The sequence below is a fragment of the Nocardioides sp. S-1144 genome, from assembly GCF_005954645.2.
Classification (GTDB): Bacteria; Actinomycetota; Actinomycetes; order Propionibacteriales; family Nocardioidaceae; genus Nocardioides; species Nocardioides dongxiaopingii.
In genome coordinates, this window is record NZ_CP040695.2 from 1,183,009 (window position 1) to 1,197,673 (window position 14,665).

15 protein-coding genes are annotated in these 14,665 nt (G+C 73.8%); 9 read left to right on the top strand and 6 right to left on the bottom strand.

What is annotated here, in order from left to right; translation table 11 throughout:
- The first annotated feature begins 37 nt into the window (after window positions 1-37).
- Genes FE634_RS05675 through ilvA form a run of 4 tightly spaced genes read left to right on the top strand, consistent with a single transcriptional unit; the run spans window position 38 to window position 5,239 of the window.
- Window positions 38-1,204 (top strand): cystathionine gamma-synthase, encoded by a 1,167-nt coding sequence (locus FE634_RS05675; RefSeq protein ID WP_212721732.1) that lies wholly within the window; start codon window positions 38-40, stop codon window positions 1,202-1,204.
- The gene (locus FE634_RS05680) at window positions 1,204-2,571 is read left to right on the top strand and encodes a glutamate mutase L (protein ID WP_138875326.1); all 1,368 of its coding nucleotides are present in this window, start codon (window positions 1,204-1,206) and stop codon (window positions 2,569-2,571) included. The genes FE634_RS05675 and FE634_RS05680 overlap by 1 nt, the downstream gene beginning before the upstream one ends.
- Window positions 2,568-4,025, top strand: coding sequence for an AI-2E family transporter (locus FE634_RS21300; RefSeq protein ID WP_262347594.1), 1,458 nt, complete (start codon window positions 2,568-2,570; stop codon window positions 4,023-4,025). The genes FE634_RS05680 and FE634_RS21300 overlap by 4 nt, the downstream gene beginning before the upstream one ends.
- The gene (gene ilvA, locus FE634_RS21305; protein WP_137294161.1) at window positions 4,022-5,239 is read left to right on the top strand and encodes a threonine ammonia-lyase; all 1,218 of its coding nucleotides are present in this window, start codon (window positions 4,022-4,024) and stop codon (window positions 5,237-5,239) included. Before FE634_RS21300 ends, ilvA begins: the two co-directional genes overlap by 4 nt.
- A 43-nt stretch (window positions 5,240-5,282) precedes the next feature.
- Here the strand turns inward: ilvA and greA are convergent, their stop codons facing one another.
- Both greA and FE634_RS05695 read right to left on the bottom strand, forming a co-directional pair.
- Window positions 5,283-5,786 carry a transcription elongation factor GreA gene (gene greA, locus FE634_RS05690; protein ID WP_137294160.1) on the bottom strand — a complete coding sequence of 168 codons (504 nt, stop codon included), beginning with the start codon at window positions 5,784-5,786 and terminating at the stop codon, window positions 5,283-5,285.
- Between the two features lie 150 nt (window positions 5,787-5,936).
- Window positions 5,937-6,338, bottom strand: coding sequence for a DUF4307 domain-containing protein (locus FE634_RS05695; RefSeq protein WP_138875327.1), 402 nt, complete (start codon window positions 6,336-6,338; stop codon window positions 5,937-5,939).
- Window positions 6,339-6,445: 107 nt separating this feature from the next.
- Between FE634_RS05695 and mca the strand changes: the two genes are divergently transcribed.
- From mca to FE634_RS05715, 4 genes are all read left to right on the top strand, one after another.
- On the top strand, window positions 6,446-7,321 hold the full coding sequence (gene mca, locus FE634_RS05700) for a mycothiol conjugate amidase Mca (protein WP_246060739.1): 876 nt from the start codon (window positions 6,446-6,448) through the stop codon (window positions 7,319-7,321).
- Window position 7,322: 1 nt separating this feature from the next.
- Window positions 7,323-7,661 (top strand): hypothetical protein, encoded by a 339-nt coding sequence (locus FE634_RS05705; protein WP_138875328.1) that lies wholly within the window; start codon window positions 7,323-7,325, stop codon window positions 7,659-7,661.
- A 111-nt stretch (window positions 7,662-7,772) separates the two neighbouring features.
- Window positions 7,773-9,371: a GMC family oxidoreductase gene (locus tag FE634_RS05710; protein ID WP_148240411.1), complete on the top strand. Its 1,599-nt coding sequence runs from the start codon at window positions 7,773-7,775 to the stop codon at window positions 9,369-9,371.
- Window positions 9,368-10,915 carry an aldehyde dehydrogenase family protein gene (locus tag FE634_RS05715; protein WP_148240412.1) on the top strand — a complete coding sequence of 516 codons (1,548 nt, stop codon included), beginning with the start codon at window positions 9,368-9,370 and terminating at the stop codon, window positions 10,913-10,915. The genes FE634_RS05710 and FE634_RS05715 overlap by 4 nt, the downstream gene beginning before the upstream one ends.
- A gap of 27 nt (window positions 10,916-10,942) precedes the next feature.
- Here FE634_RS05715 and FE634_RS05720 read toward each other — a convergent pair whose 3' ends face one another.
- Complete coding sequence (locus tag FE634_RS05720) at window positions 10,943-11,335, bottom strand: thioredoxin family protein (RefSeq protein ID WP_137294154.1); 393 nt, start codon at window positions 11,333-11,335, stop codon at window positions 10,943-10,945.
- Between the two features lie 46 nt (window positions 11,336-11,381).
- Here FE634_RS05720 and FE634_RS05725 point away from each other — a divergent pair, with 46 nt between their 5' ends.
- On the top strand, window positions 11,382-11,807 hold the full coding sequence (locus tag FE634_RS05725; protein ID WP_138875330.1) for an SRPBCC family protein: 426 nt from the start codon (window positions 11,382-11,384) through the stop codon (window positions 11,805-11,807).
- 24 nt (window positions 11,808-11,831) lie between these two features.
- Here the strand turns inward: FE634_RS05725 and trhA are convergent, their stop codons facing one another.
- From trhA to FE634_RS05740, 3 genes are all read right to left on the bottom strand, one after another.
- Complete coding sequence (gene trhA / locus FE634_RS05730; protein WP_137294152.1) at window positions 11,832-12,575, bottom strand: PAQR family membrane homeostasis protein TrhA; 744 nt, start codon at window positions 12,573-12,575, stop codon at window positions 11,832-11,834.
- Window positions 12,576-12,661: 86 nt separating this feature from the next.
- The gene (locus tag FE634_RS05735; protein WP_148240413.1) at window positions 12,662-13,591 is read right to left on the bottom strand and encodes an ATP-binding protein; all 930 of its coding nucleotides are present in this window, start codon (window positions 13,589-13,591) and stop codon (window positions 12,662-12,664) included.
- Between the two features lie 89 nt (window positions 13,592-13,680).
- A complete protein-coding gene (locus FE634_RS05740) occupies window positions 13,681-14,601 on the bottom strand; it encodes an AIM24 family protein (RefSeq protein ID WP_138875332.1) in 921 nt (306 codons plus the stop codon).
- Window positions 14,602-14,665: the final 64 nt, after the last annotated feature.

Here is a 14,665-nt window from a genome sequence, read left to right on the forward strand (position 1 = left end):
AGGACACCGTCGCCCGGGGCTGGGTAGCCTCGTCCAGGTGACCCAGAACGAGATCTCCAAGGCCGGGTTCGAGACGCGTGCGATCCACGCCGGATACGAGCCCGACCCGACCACCGGCGCGGTGATCCCGCCGATCTACGCCACCTCGACCTACAAGCAGGACGGCGTCGGCGGGCTCCGTGGCGGCTACGAGTACAGCCGCTCGGCCAACCCGACCCGCACCGCGCTCGAGGGTGCGCTCGCCTCGGTCGAGGAGGGGGAGCGCGGCTTCGTGTTCGCCTCCGGCCTCGCCGGCGAGGACACGCTGGTGCGCTCGACCTGCAGGCCCGGCGACCACGTCGTCCTGCCCGACGACGCCTACGGCGGCACCTACCGCCTCTTCGACAAGGTCGAGCAGGCCTGGGGCGTCGAGCACACCCCGGCCGCCGTCTCCGACGTGGACGCCGTGCGCGCGGCGATCCAGCCCGGCCGCACCAAGCTGGTCTGGCTCGAGACGCCCACGAACCCGCTGCTCAACGTCGGCGACATCGAGGCGCTGGCCGCCGTCGCCCACGAGGCCGGCGCGCTGCTCGTCGTCGACAACACCTTCGCCTCGCCCTACCTCCAGCAGCCGCTGACGCTGGGCGCCGACGTCGTCGTCCACTCCACGACCAAGTACGTCGGCGGCCACTCCGACGTCGTCGGCGGCGCCCTGGTCGTGCGCGACCACGAGCTTGCCGAGCGGATCGCCTTCCACCAGAACTCGATCGGCGCCGTCCCCGGCCCGTTCGACTGCTTCCTGACCCACCGCGGCCTGAAGACGCTCGGCGTCCGCATGGACCGGCACTGCGACAACGCCGAGCGGGTCGTCGACTTCCTCACCGGCCACCCGGCGGTGACGCAGGTGATCTACCCGGGCCTGCCCGAGCACCCCGGCCACGCCGTCGCCAGCCGCCAGATGAAGCGGTTCGGCGGCATGGTCTCCTTCCGCGTCGCCGGCGGTGTCGAGCAGGCGCTCGCCGTGTGCGAGCGGACGAGCGTCTTCACCCTGGGCGAGTCGCTGGGCGGCGTCGAGTCGCTCATCGAGCACCCCGGGCGGATGACCCACGCGAGCGTCGCCGGCACCGAGCTCGAGGTGCCCGACGACCTGGTGCGGCTCTCGGTCGGCATCGAGACCGCCGACGACCTGCTGGCCGACCTCGACCGGGCTCTCGGTCAGAGGTAGTGCCGAGCGACCCCGGGCGCGAGCAGGCCGTCTGCGTCGACTTCGGCTCCACCTACACCAAGGCGACGCTCGTCGACCTCGTCACCGGCGCGGTCGCCGGCCGCACGGAGCACCGCACCACGATCGACACCGACGTCCTCGACGGGCTCGACGCCTGCCTGGCGACGCTCGGCCTCGCCGACGCCGTGGCCCGCGGTGAGGTGCCGGTGCTGGCCTGCTCGAGCGCCGGGGGCGGGCTGCGGATCGCGGTCGTCGGCAACGAGGAGCTCGTCACCGCCGAGGCCGGGCGCCGGGTCGCGCTGTCCAGCGGCGGCAAGGTGGTCGCCGTCGTGGCCGCGGCGGCCGGCCCCGTGCGGCTCGACGCGCTGGCCGACCCCGACGTCGTGCTGCTCACCGGCGGCACCGACGGCGGCAACGCCGAGGTGATCCTCGCCGCGACCCGCTCCCTGGTCGGCTCCGGCTGGCGGGGCCCGGTCGTCGTGGCCGGCAACGCCGACGCCGTCGAGGAGGTCTCGGCCCTGCTCGCCGACGTGCCGCACGTCGTCGCGGCCAACGTCGTCCCGCGGATCGGCGTCCTGCACCCGGACGGCGCGCGGGCGGCGGTCCGCGAGATGTTCCTGTCCCACGTCATCGGCGGCAAGGAGCTCAGCGCCCGCGGGGACGGCGGCGAGTTCGTCGCGATGGTCCGCGGCGCCACGCCCGACGTCGTCCTGACCGGGGTCGAGGTGCTCGCCGCGACCGCCGGCGACGTCGTGGTCGTCGACGTCGGGGGCGCGACCACCGACGTGCACTCGGTGGTCGAGCTCGACCCCGAGGACGGCGCCCTCGCGCGCGACGTCGTCGCCCCGACCGCCGTCACCCGCACCGTCGAGGGCGACCTCGGGATGCGCTGGTCGGCCGTCACCACCGCCGAGGCCTCCGGCGACGACGCCCTGGCCGCGCCCGCCGCCCGCCGCGCCGCCGACCCGGCCTACCTGCCCGGGAGCGACGCCGACCGCGACGACGACGAGGCGATCGCCCGGGCCGCCGCCGGGCTGGCCCTGCGCCGGCACGCCGGCCGCTCGCGCGTCGTGGTCGGCCCCGAGGGACGCGTCGTCGAGCGCACCGGCACCGACCTGCGCGAGGTCGACCTCGTCGTGGCCTCCGGGGGAGCGCTGCGGCACGGCCGTCCCGGCGTCGTCGACCGGGTCCTGGCCGGCAGCACCGGCCCCGACGTCGAGGGTGGGTGGCAGCTGCCCGAGCGGGCGCGCGTCGTCCTGGACGCCGACCACGTGCTCGCCGCGGTCGGCCTGCTCGCCGCCGAGCACCCCGGGGCCGCGCGGCTGCTGGCCGGCGGCCTGCTCGGCGCGCCTAGGGTGGCCCGGTGACCCCCGACGATCCCGAGGTGCGCGGCCTCGAGAAGCCCCCCACCGGTCCGCCCGCCGACCAGCCCGCCGCCCAGCCAGCTGACCGGTCCGCCGACCGGCCAGCCGACCGGCCCGCCGACGCCCTCGCCCACCACGAGCGGGTCGAGGAGGAGAGCAGCCGCCGCCGGCGCTGGCAGCGCGGCGCCGACCACGGCGCGGAGGCGCGCGAGCGCGAGCGCGAGGAGCGGGTGGTCGCCCGGATCGCCGCCCAGTGGGCGCAGATGCGGGAGGAGCGTCGCCACGACGCCGCCTCCACGCCGGCCGTCGCGGGCGGAGCCTCCAACTTCAGCCAGGCGCAGGTGCCATGGGGCCTCGACCTCGCCGCGGCGTGGGGCTGGCGCTTCCTGGTGATCTGCGCCGCGGGCTACGTCATCCTGTGGCTCACCGCTTTCTTCGCCGTGGTCACGCTGCCCCTCGCCATCGCGCTGCTCATCGCCGCGCTGTCCAGCCCCGTCGTCTCCGGGCTGCGCCGGCTCGGGGTCCCGCGCGGGCTCGCGGCGATCGTCGTCGTGGTCGGGCTGCTCGGCTTCATCGCGATGCTGCTCACCTTCGCCGGCCAGCAGGTGGCCAGCGGCGCCAACGACCTCGCCGACTCGACCGTCAAGGGGCTCGACGAGATCCGGGACTGGCTCAAGGACGGTCCGCTGCACGCCAGCGACACCCAGATCAACTCCTACATCGAGCAGGCCCAGAACACGATCACCGAGCGGACCCGCGACAACGACTGGTTCGCGCAGGCCACCGAGATCGGCAGCGCGCTCGGCCACGTCCTGGCCGGCTTCTTCATCATCTTGTTCTCGACCTACTTCTTCCTCGCCGACGGCGACCGCATCTGGTCGTGGCTGGTGCGGCTGTCCCCGCGCGCGGCGCGCGAGCGGGTCGACGCCTCCGGCCGGGTCGCCTGGATCTCGCTGACCCAGTTCGTGCGGGCCACGGTCATCGTCGCGGCGGTCGACGCGATCGGCATCATGATCGGCGCGGCCGTGCTCGACGTGCCCTTCGTGCTCGCCATCGGCGTGCTGGTCTTCCTCGGTGCGTTCGTGCCGATGATCGGTGCCACCATCGCCGGCACGGTCGCCGTGCTCGTCGCGCTCGTCGACCAGGGCCCGATCACCGCGCTCATCATGCTGGCCGTCGTCATCGGCGTGCAGCAGATCGAGGGACACATCCTCCAGCCGTTCCTGATGGGCCGGTGGGTGTCGGTGCACCCGCTCGGCGTCATCCTCGCGATCGCCGGCGGCGTGCTGGTGGCCGGCATCGCCGGCGCCCTCGTCGCGGTCCCGCTCGCCGCCGCGGTCAACGCCGTCGTGCAGCACCTGGCCTCCTACACCGAGCCCGGCTCGGACCCCGAGGAGGAGCTGGCCGAGGACTACGAGGAGTCCCGGGCGACGTCCGGAGTCGAGGAGCAGGCGTGAGCGCTCCGGGCGAGGGCATCGGCATCGAGGAGGTCCGTGCGGCCCGCGAGGTGCTGCGTGGCGTCGCGATCGAGACGCCGATGGAGGAGTCGCGCTGGCTCTCCGCGCTCGTCGGCGGCCCGGTCTCGCTGAAGTGCGAGAACCTCCAGCGCACCGGGTCGTTCAAGGCACGGGGCGCCTACGTGCGGATCTCGCGGCTCTCGCCCGACGAGCGGGCCCGCGGCGTCGTCGCCGCGTCGGCCGGCAACCACGCGCAGGGCGTCGCCCTGGCCGCCCAGCAGCTCGGGATCCGGGCCACCGTCTTCATGCCCGAGGGGGCGCCGATCCCGAAGGAGAAGGCGACCCGCGGCTACGGCGCCGAGGTGGTCTTCGAGGGCCGCTACCTGGAGGACGCCCTCGTCGCGGCCCGCCGTTTCGCGACCGAGACCGGCGCCGTGCTGATCCACCCCTTCGACCACGAGGACGTGATGGCCGGCCAGGGCACCGTCGGCCTGGAGATCCTCGAGCAGGTCCCCGACGTCGAGACGGTCGTGGTACCCACCGGCGGCGGCGGGCTGCTCGCGGGCATCGCGATCGCGGTCAAGGCGCTGCGGCCCGAGGTCTCGGTCATCGGCGTCCAGGCCAAGGGCGCCGCCGCCTACCCGGGCTCGCTGCAGCAGGGCGCCCCGGTCCCGCTCACCTCGATGAAGACGATGGCCGACGGCATCGCGGTCGGCATGCCGGGCGAGCTCACCTTCGCCGCGGTCCGGGACTTCGTCGACGACGTCGTCACCGTCACCGAGGAGGAGATGTCGCGCGCCCTGCTCGCGCTGATGGAGCGCGCCAAGATGGTCGTCGAGCCGGCCGGTGCCGCGGCCGTGGCCGCGCTGCTGGCCGACCCCGGCGCGTACCGGACGCCGGCCGTGGCCGTGCTCTCCGGCGGCAACATCGACCCGATCCTGCTGGGCAAGGTGATCCAGCACGGCATGGCCGCGGCCGGTCGCTACCTCAACCTGCACGTCAACATCCCCGACGTCCCGGGTGGGCTGGCGCGGCTGCTCTCCGAGGTGGGCGAGACCGGGGCCAACGTGCTCGAGGTCGCCCACGAGCGGATCTCGCCCTCGCTGCACCTCGACGAGGTCGACGTCCACCTCCAGCTCGAGACGCGCGGGCTGCCGCACGCCGAGCTGGTCACCGGGCGCCTGCGCGCCCGGGGCTACCGGGTCCTGGAGTAGCCCGGGCCCGGCCGGGCCCCGCGGGGGGCCGGCCGGGGGCCGCTCACTCGGTGTACGGCGCGACGTCGAGGACGACGACCTGCAGCGTCTTGCCGGTGGGCGCCTCGAAGGCCACGCTGTCGCCCTTGCTCGCGCCGAGGAGCGCCTCGCCGAGGGGGGCCTGCGGGGAGTAGACGTCGACGTCGACGTAGTCCTCGTTCTCGCGGGCGCCGAGGAGGAAGCGCTCGGCCTCGTCGTCGTCGTCGCCGTCGAACTTGTAGGTGATGACCTTGCCGACGCCGACGACGCCGTCGTCGTCGGGGTCGTCGGAGACGGCCTTGAGCAGGAGCTCCTCGAGCAGGCGGATGTTGCCCTCGTTCTTGCCCTGCTCCTCGCGGGCGGCGTGGTAGCCGCCGTTCTCCTTGAGGTCGCCCTCGTCGCGCGCCTCGCTGATGCGCGTCACGATCTCCTCGCGCACGGGCCCCTTGAGGTTCTCCAGCTCGGCCTTGAGCTGGTCGTGGGCGCGGCGGGTGAGCCAGGTGGTGCCGGGCTCGGTCGACTGGGTCATGGGGGTACTCCTGTGCTGCTCGGGGGTGCGTGGGTTCGTACGTCGAGAAGGCCGCCGCGGGCCACGAAGGGGGCCCAGCGCGGACGGCCGAATGATCGACACTACCAACTGGGGGTCACCCGGGGGCGCCCCAGCGCGGTCGGCGTGCGGTCAGCGCGGTCGGCTCTGCCCCGGGGCGGTGCACCCGACCAGCTCGACCGACGTCGCCCGGCGGTCGGTCGCGACGTCGCGCTCGACCGTGCCGCTGGTGCCGGGCTGGACCACGAACGACACCGTGCCGACAAGGTTGTGGTCCTCGGCGTAGGCCTTGAGCGTGCAGGTCGCCTCGACGTCGTCGTCCTTGTCGACGGTGAACCGCGCGGACGCCGTCCGGTCGTCGACGACGTCGAAGGTGAGCTGGCCCGAGGCGACGTCGGGGTCCGCCTGGCCCTTGATGATCCACCCCAGCACGGCCGCCGCGGCGAGGACCACGACCACCACCGCGGCCAGGAGCGCGGGACGCCGCCAGGTGGCGCGGGTGCCGTAGCGGTCGGCCAGGTCGGTGTCGCTCACCCCACCACTCTACGATTGGTCCCATGCCGCAGGACCCGCAGGACCAGCCCGACCAGCACCCGTCCCACCAGCCCGGTGACCCGGCGACGTACGCCGGGTTCCGCCTGATGCACGTGCACGCCCACCCCGACGACGAGTCGAGCAAGGGAGCGGCGTCCACGGCCAAGTACGTCAACCAGGGCGTCGACGTCCACGTCGTCACCTGCACCGGCGGCGAGCGCGGCTCGATCCTCAACCCGAAGATGGACCGGCCCGACGTGCTGGCCAACATCACCGAGATCCGGCGCCAGGAGATGGAGCGGGCCCGCGACATCCTCGGGGTGCGCCAGGACTGGCTCGGCTTCGTCGACTCCGGCTGGCCCGAGGGCGACCCGAAGCCGCCGCTGCCCGACGGGTGCTTCGCGCTGGTGCCGCTGGAGGAGTCCACCGAGCGGCTGGTCCGCCTGATCCGCAGCTTCCGCCCGCACGTGATGACGACCTACGACGAGCGCGGCGGCTACCCGCACCCCGACCACATCCGCTGCCACGAGGTGAGCGTGGCGGCCTTCGAGGCCGCCGCCGACCCCGAGCGCTACCCCGAGGCCGGGGAGCCGTGGCAGGTGCTGAAGCTCTACTACCACCACGGCTGGAGCTGGGAGAAGACGAACCGGCTGCACCAGGCGATGCTCGACCACGACCTGGAGTCGCCCTACGCCGAGCGGCTGCGCGACTGGACGCGCGAGCCCGAGTGGGACAACCGGATCACCACCCGGGTCCCGTGCGGTGAGTACTTCGGCGTCCGCGACCAGGCGCTGCTCGCCCACGCCACGCAGATCGACCCCGACGGCATGTGGTTCGCGATCCCGCGCGAGCTGCAGGTCGAGGTCTGGCCCACCGAGGACTTCGAGCTCGTGACCAGCCACGTGCCGAGCACGCTGCCCGAGGACGACCTGTTCGCCGGCATCCCCGCCCCCGTACCCACCCTCGACACCGAGAAGGTCTGACATGGCCGCCACCCTGACGCAGCTCGCCCAGGTCGCCGTGATGGCGGTCCCCGAGGACGAGGACGTCGTCGCCGGCTGGACGGCGTTCCTGATCTTCGGCCTGCTCATCGCCGCGGTCGTCATCCTCGGCTTCAGCCTCACCAAGCGGCTCAAGAACGTCGACCGGGCCGAGGAGGCCGGGCTCTACGACCCGACCGACAAGAAGCCGCGCCAGGGTGTCCCGCTGCGCGGGCTCGCCGCCGCGCGACAGGCGCGGGAGCAGGCGGCCGCCGAGGAGTCCGGCGAGGGCTCCGGCGGCACCACCCCGCGCCCCGGCACGGACGCCGACCCCGGCCGCTAGGACGGACCTCCGGGCACCCGCGCCGACGCGACGGCGGGCGCCGACGACGGGACGCGCACGGAGTTGCGCGACCCTCCTGACGTGCGCCCTACCGAGGAGTAGGTTCGCGTCGTGACCTACGACACGTACGACTACGTCATCGTCGGTGCCGGCAGCGCCGGCGCCGTCCTGGCGAACCGCCTCACCGAGGATCCCGCCACCACGGTGCTCCTGCTCGAGGCCGGTGGCACCCCCGACGTCGACGAGGTGGCCATCCCGGCGGCCTTCGCCGCCCTCGCCAAGACCAAGTGGGACTGGAACTACCAGACCACCGAGCAGAAGCAGCTGCACGGCCGCCGGGCGGCCTGGCCGCGGATGAAGGCGCTGGGCGGTTGCTCCTCGATCAACGCGATGATCTACATCCGCGGCAACCGGGTCGACTACGACGCCTGGCGCGACGAGCACGGCGCGACCGGCTGGGGCTACGACGACGTCCTGCCGTACTTCGTGCGGGCCGAGGCCAACACCCGCCTCGGCGGGCCGTTCCACGGCACCGACGGGCCACTCGTCGTCGAGGACCGGCGCTACACCCACGAGCTCTCCTCGACGTGGGTCGAGAGCGCGGTCGCGGCCGGGCTGAAGCGCAACGACGACTTCAACGGCGCCGAGCAGGAGGGCGCCGGCCCCTTCCAGGTCACCTGCCGCGGCGGGCGTCGCTGGTCGACCTACGAGGCCTACCTGAAGCCGGTCCTGGCGCGGCCCAACCTGACCATCGCCACCGGTGCGTTCGCCACCGGCCTCGACCTCACGACGCCGGCGCACGGGTCGACGCCGGTCGCCTCGGGCGTGACGTTCCGCCAGGGCGGGCGCGAGCACTCCGCCCGGGCCCGCCGCGAGGTGCTGCTGAGCGGCGGGGCGATCAACTCCCCGCAGCTGCTCATGCTCTCGGGCATCGGGCCGGCCGCCCACCTCGCCGAGTTCGGCATCACCGCCAAGGTCGAGCTCGGCGGCGTCGGCAGCGGGATGCAGGACCACCCCTACACGCCGATGGTGTGGCACACCCGCGACACCACCGACCTGGCCGAGCTGAACACGCTCGGGAACTTCCTGCGGTGGAAGACGCGCAAGCAGGGACCGCTGACCTCCAACATCGCCGAGACCGGCGGGTTCTGGCGCTCGCGCGAGGGCCTGCCCGCGCCCGACCTGCAGGCCCACGTGCTGCCCACCGGGCTCTTCGGCGACGGCATGGTCGAGCCGACCAGCCGGATGGTCACGGTGCTGGCCACCCTCGTCGGCACTGCCAGCCGCGGCAGCGTCCGGCTCCGCTCCGCCGACCCGGGCTGGCACCCGGCCATCGACGCGGCCTACTTCGACGACCAGACCGACCTCGACGCCATGCTCGCCGGCTGCCGCCGGGTCATGGAGATCACCCAGCAGGGACCGATGGCCGCGCTGGTCGACCGCCCGTTCGGGCTCGACGCGGCGCCGTCCGACGAGGAGCTCGTCGAGCACGTCCGCACCTACACGCAGACCACGTTCCACCCGACCTCGACCTGCGCGATGGGCAGCGGTGAGGACGCCGTGGTCGACGAGCACCTGCGGGTGCGCGGCGTCGCGGGCCTGCGCGTCGTCGACGCCTCGGTGATGCCCTCGGTGCCCCGCGGCAACACCAACGCCCCGACCATCATGGTCGCCGAGAAGGCGGCCGACCTCATCAGGAGCGCACGATGACGATCCACGACGACCGGCAGCCGACCCACGAGGCGGGCCCGCACCGCACCTTCGACTCGCTCAGCCCGATCACCGGCGACGTCGTCGCCAGCCACCCCCTGCACGGCGAGGAGGACGTCGCGGCCGCCGTCCTGGCCGCGCGCGACGAGGCCGCGTGGTGGGGCGCGCTCACCTTCGAGGAGCGCTCCGCGCGACTGGTGGCCTGGAAGGGCGTCATCACCCGCCGCCTGGCCCAGCTGGCCGACCTCGTGCACCAGGAGACCGGCAAGCCGCACGGTGACGCGCTGCTGGAGGCCTCGCTCGGCATCGACCACCTCGGCTGGGCCGCCACCCACGCCGCCAAGCACCTCGGCCGGCGCAAGGTGTCCTCCGGCCTGCTGATGGCCAACCAGGCCGCGACGGTCGAGTACCGCCCGCTCGGCGTCGTCGGGGTCATCGGCCCGTGGAACTACCCGGTCTTCACGCCGATGGGCTCGATCGCCTACGCCCTGGCCGCGGGCAACGCGGTCGTCTTCAAGCCCTCCGAGCTCACCCCCGGTGTCGGGGAGTGGCTGGCCCGCACCTTCCGCGAGGCCGTCGGGCGCCCCGTGCTCTCCGTGGTCACCGGGTTCGGCGACACCGGGGCCGCGCTCTGCCGCGCCGGCGTCGACAAGGTCGCCTTCACCGGCTCCACCGCCACCGGCAAGCGGGTGATGGCGGCCTGCGCCGAGACGCTCACCCCCGTCGTCATCGAGGCCGGCGGCAAGGACGCCGTCATCGTCGACCACGACGCCGACCTCGACGCCGCCGCCGACGCCACCCTGTGGGGCGCGTGCAGCAACGCCGGCCAGACCTGCACCGGCGTCGAGCGCGTCTACGTGCACGAGAAGGTCTACGACGAGTTCCTCGGCCTGCTGGTCGCGAAGGCCGAGGGGCTGCGGGCCGACGACTCCCTCGACTCGCCCCTCGGGCCGATCACGATGCCGAAGCAGCTCGACGTCATCCGCGCCCACATCGCCGACGCGCTCGACCGCGGCGGCCGGGCCCTCCTCGGCGGCGCGGACGCCGTCGGCGACCGCTACGTGCAGCCGACGATCCTGGTCGACGTGCCCGAGGACTCGCGCGCCGTGTGCGAGGAGACCTTCGGGCCCACCGTCACCGTGGCCCGGGTCGGCACGGTCGAGGAGGCGATCCGGCGCACCAACGCGACGTCGTACGGGCTCGGCTCGACGGTCTTCTCCAAGGCCCGGGGCATGGAGATCGCCGAGCAGATCCGCTCCGGCATGACCGCGGTCAACGGCGTCATCACCTTCGCCGCCGTGCCGTCGCTGCCGTTCGGCGGCGTGGGCGACTCCGGCTTCGGCCGCATCCACGGTCCCGACGGCCTGCGCGAGTTCACCTACGCCAAGGCGATCGCCCGCCAGCGCTTCAAGGCCGCCCTGCCGCTGACGTCGTTCACTCGCACCGAGAAGCACGAGCAGCAGCTGGTGCAGCTGATGACGATGCTGCACGGGCGCGGCACGACGCTGCCGAAGCTGGGCCGCAAGGTCAGGCGCGGCCGGTAGCGTCCCGGTCGGCCGCGCCGGGTGGCATCAGGCCTGCCCGGCCGGCTCCGTGCCCTCCGCCGCCGCGGCCTCGGCGACCTGTCGGCGCACGTCGTCCATGTCGAGGCCCCGGACGCCGGCGATCACCTGGTCGAGGCCGGCCGGCGGGAGGGCGCCGGGCTGGGAGAAGACCAGGATGCCCTCGCGGAAGACCATGAGGGTCGGGATCGAGCGGATGCCGGCGGCCGCCGCCAGCTCCTGCTGCTCCTCGGTGTTGATGGAGCCGAAGGTGATGTCGGCGTGGGCCTCGCTGGCCGCCTCGTAGGTCGGGGCGAACTGCTGGCAGGGGCCGCACCAGCTGGCCCAGAAGTCGACGAAGAGGACGTCGTCGTCCTGCACGTGCGAGGCGAAGTTGTCTCCGGTCAGCTCGATGGTGGCCATGCCAGCACGGTAGCCGGACCCTGGGGGAGCGCGAGAGACTGCCGCCATGAGCGAGGACGTCCTGCACCTGGACCGCACCGTCGACGCCCGGCCCGAGACCGTGTGGGCCGCGTGGACGACGTCCGGGGGGCTCGCGGGCTGGTGGTGGAGCCACTGGCCGGGCACCACCCACGACGTCGACGCCCGGGTCGGCGGTCGCTACCGGATCGAGGCGCGCGAGGCTGGCGTCGGCGTCACGGGGGAGTACCTCGAGCTCGACGCCCCCCGCCGGCTGGTGCAGACGTGGGAGTGGCTCGACGACGGCGTCCCGGGCGTCACCGACCGCGTCGAGGTGACCCTGACCGCCGCCGGCGGCGGGACCCGGGTCGACGTCGTCCACCTCGGGCCGGGGATGGACGCCGACTCGCGCGCCGACTACGCCTCGGGCTGGGCCTTCGTGCTCGACGCCCTGGTCAGGACCCACGGCACCTGAGGGACCCGCGCGCGACGGCCCGGCTCAGCGCAGGGAGTACGTCGCGATGGAGACGCCGACGTAGTGGCTGATGAACGCCAGGATCGTGAAGGTGTGGAAGATCTCGTGGAAGCCGAACCACTCCGGCCACGGGTCGGGCCGCTTGAAGCCGTAGACGACGGCGCCGATCGTGTAGAGCAGCCCGCCGGCCGCGACCAGCACCAGGACCGTGATCCCGACGCCGGTGCTCAGCACGGCGTTGGCGCCGTCGACGAAGCCGGGGATGAAGAACACCGCGGCCCAGCCGAGACCGATGTAGAGCGGGGTGTAGAGCCAGCGCGGCGCGTCGGTCCAGAAGACCCGGAACAGCACCCCGAGGACGGCGCACGACCAGACGGTCGTGAGCAGCACGACCCGTTGGGTGCCCTCCAGCAGCATCAGGGTCAACGGCGTGTAGGTGCCGGCGATGAGCACGAAGATGTTGGCGTGGTCGAAGCGCCGCAGGAACGCCCACACCCGCGGTGACCAGGTGCCGGTGTGGTAGATCGCCGACACCCCGAACAGCAGCAGGGCGCTGAGCGCGAAGACCGCGGACCCGACGCGGGTGGTCGCGGTGGGGGAGAGGACGACCAGCACGATGCCGCCGGCCAGGGCCAGCGGCGTCAGGCACAGGTGGAGCCAGCCGCGCAGCCGCGGCTTCACGGCGGCGAACTTCTCGGCGGCCTTGTCGCCGAGGGACTCCAGGCCGGCGCGCATCGCGTCGTTGGCGTCGTGGAGGGCCCGGTTCATGCTCGAAGGGTAGCCGGGTGCGCCGAGGGGCGCGGCGGTCGCGACGGATGAGATCTGTCACCGGCCCCGGCCGGGGTCGGCGGACGTCACGTCTCGGCGAGGAACCAGACGGTCGTGCCGACGACGTCGACCTCCGAGCCCCACCGCGCGGCCAGGGCGTCGACGAGCTGGAGACCGCGCCCGTGCACCCGCAGCGGCTCCTCGAGGACGGTCGCGCCGGCCTCGTCGCGACCGCTCGTCGGCCGGTGGCCGTGGTGGTTGCCGGCGTCGCGCACCGTCGTGGTGAGGACGCCGTCCTCGAGGGTCACCCGCAGCTCGGACGCCGTCCCGGTGTGGATGACGGCGTTGGTGACGATCTCGGACAGGCAGAGCACGACGGTGTCGATCGTGTCGTCGTCGACGCCCCACTCGCCCAGCCGCCCGCGGACGAAGCGGCGGGCCGCACCGACCGCGCGGGGGTGGCCCTCGACGTCGAGGTCGGCCACCAGGACGCCGTCGGGCACGGGCTCCTCGCTCAGCGCCGCGCCCTCGCGCGGGGAGCGGAGCTGGGCGCGCCTGAGCCGCTCGCCGAGGGCGGTGACGCCGGCGGTGAGCGCGTCGCGGCGCGCCGGCTGGAGGTCCTCGACGCTCTCGAGCTGCAGCAGGACGCCGCCCAGCACCTGGCCGTGCACCACCATCGGCGCGGCCACCACGGCCGCGGTCGGACCGTCGACCTGGCGGGCGATCCAGTCGGGGAACAGCGGGGCGAGGCTCTCGAGGGTGCCCGCGACCCGCTCGCCGGTGCGCACCGTCATGGTCAGCGGCAGGTCGTCGTAGGCGTCGATGTGGCACCACTCGACGGCGACGCCGGTGCGGTCGGACGCGGTGAACCGCAGCCGTCGGCCGCCGCCCTCGGTCAGGGCCAGGCCCGCGCGGTGCACGCCGGGGGCGGCGACGAGGTCGCCCAGCGCGGCCCGCGCGACGACGTCCAGCGGGACGAGGGAGGCACCGACGGTGGGTGCGCCGTCGTCCGCCATGGGGCGAGCCTAGGCCCGCAGGGGCGGTCGCGGGGCCGAACGAGCCGGTGGCCCCGCGACGCGCCGCCGGTGGCGACGACTGGCGCCGGCTACTGGCCGGGGACCTGCGGGCCCTCGGAGGGCTGCACGATGACGAAGCCCTGGCCCTGGAACGAGACCTGCACGGCCTCGCCCGAGCCGCGGCCGATGAGGGCGCCGGCGCTCATCGTCGACTTCAGCGAGGTGTCGAGGTGGGCCGACCAGGCGACGATCGCGTCGGTGTCGGCGAACGTCGGCGCCTCGCCGGCGTTGAGGACCACGGGCTCGCCGTCGGTGACGATCGCGACCCACCCGGTGCCGCGCAGGGTGGTGTTGAACAGTCCGCCGGCCATCATGCTCGCGCCCTTGACCCGCTCGATGTTCCACTGCAGCGAGGCCGAGAAGGCCAGCACGTTCTTGCCGTTGGCCGAGATCCCGGTGTTGGTGAGGTGCAGCAGGTGCACGTGCTTGGCGGTGTCGGCGATGAAGACGTCGCCCTGGCCCTCGACCCGCATGAGCGGCAGGCCCTCGCCGGTCAGCGCCTTCTTGATCACGCGGCCGGCGCCACCGCCCTGGAAGGCGAAGGTGACGTTGCCCTGGTAGGCGACCATCGAGCCCTGCCGGGCCATGAACGGCTCGGTGACCCGCACCCGCAGCATCTTGTTGTTCTGCAGCTGCGGGCCGGAGCCGGCCACCTCGGAGAAGCGGCCGTCGATGAGGTCGCCGGAGATCCCGTTGAACGCCTGCCCGGGCACCCCCTGCTGCCCGCCCTGCTGGCCGCTCTGCTGCCCGCCGTGCTGGCCCCCGTGCTGGCCGCCGTGCTGCTGGGCCGGCTGGCCGGCCTGCTCGGGCTTGGCCTGCCCGGAGGGCGCGGCGTCGAGCGGGGCGGTGGACTGCACGCCGTTGTCGACCACGTGCTCGGTCCACTGGGTGCCGTCCCAGTAGCGCAGCTCGTGTCGACCGGTCGGGTCCGGGTGCCAGTCAGCGTTCATCGTCGTGTCTCCTGTCGTGGGTGCGTCGACCGGGGACATCGTGACACCGCCGTGCCGACCGGAC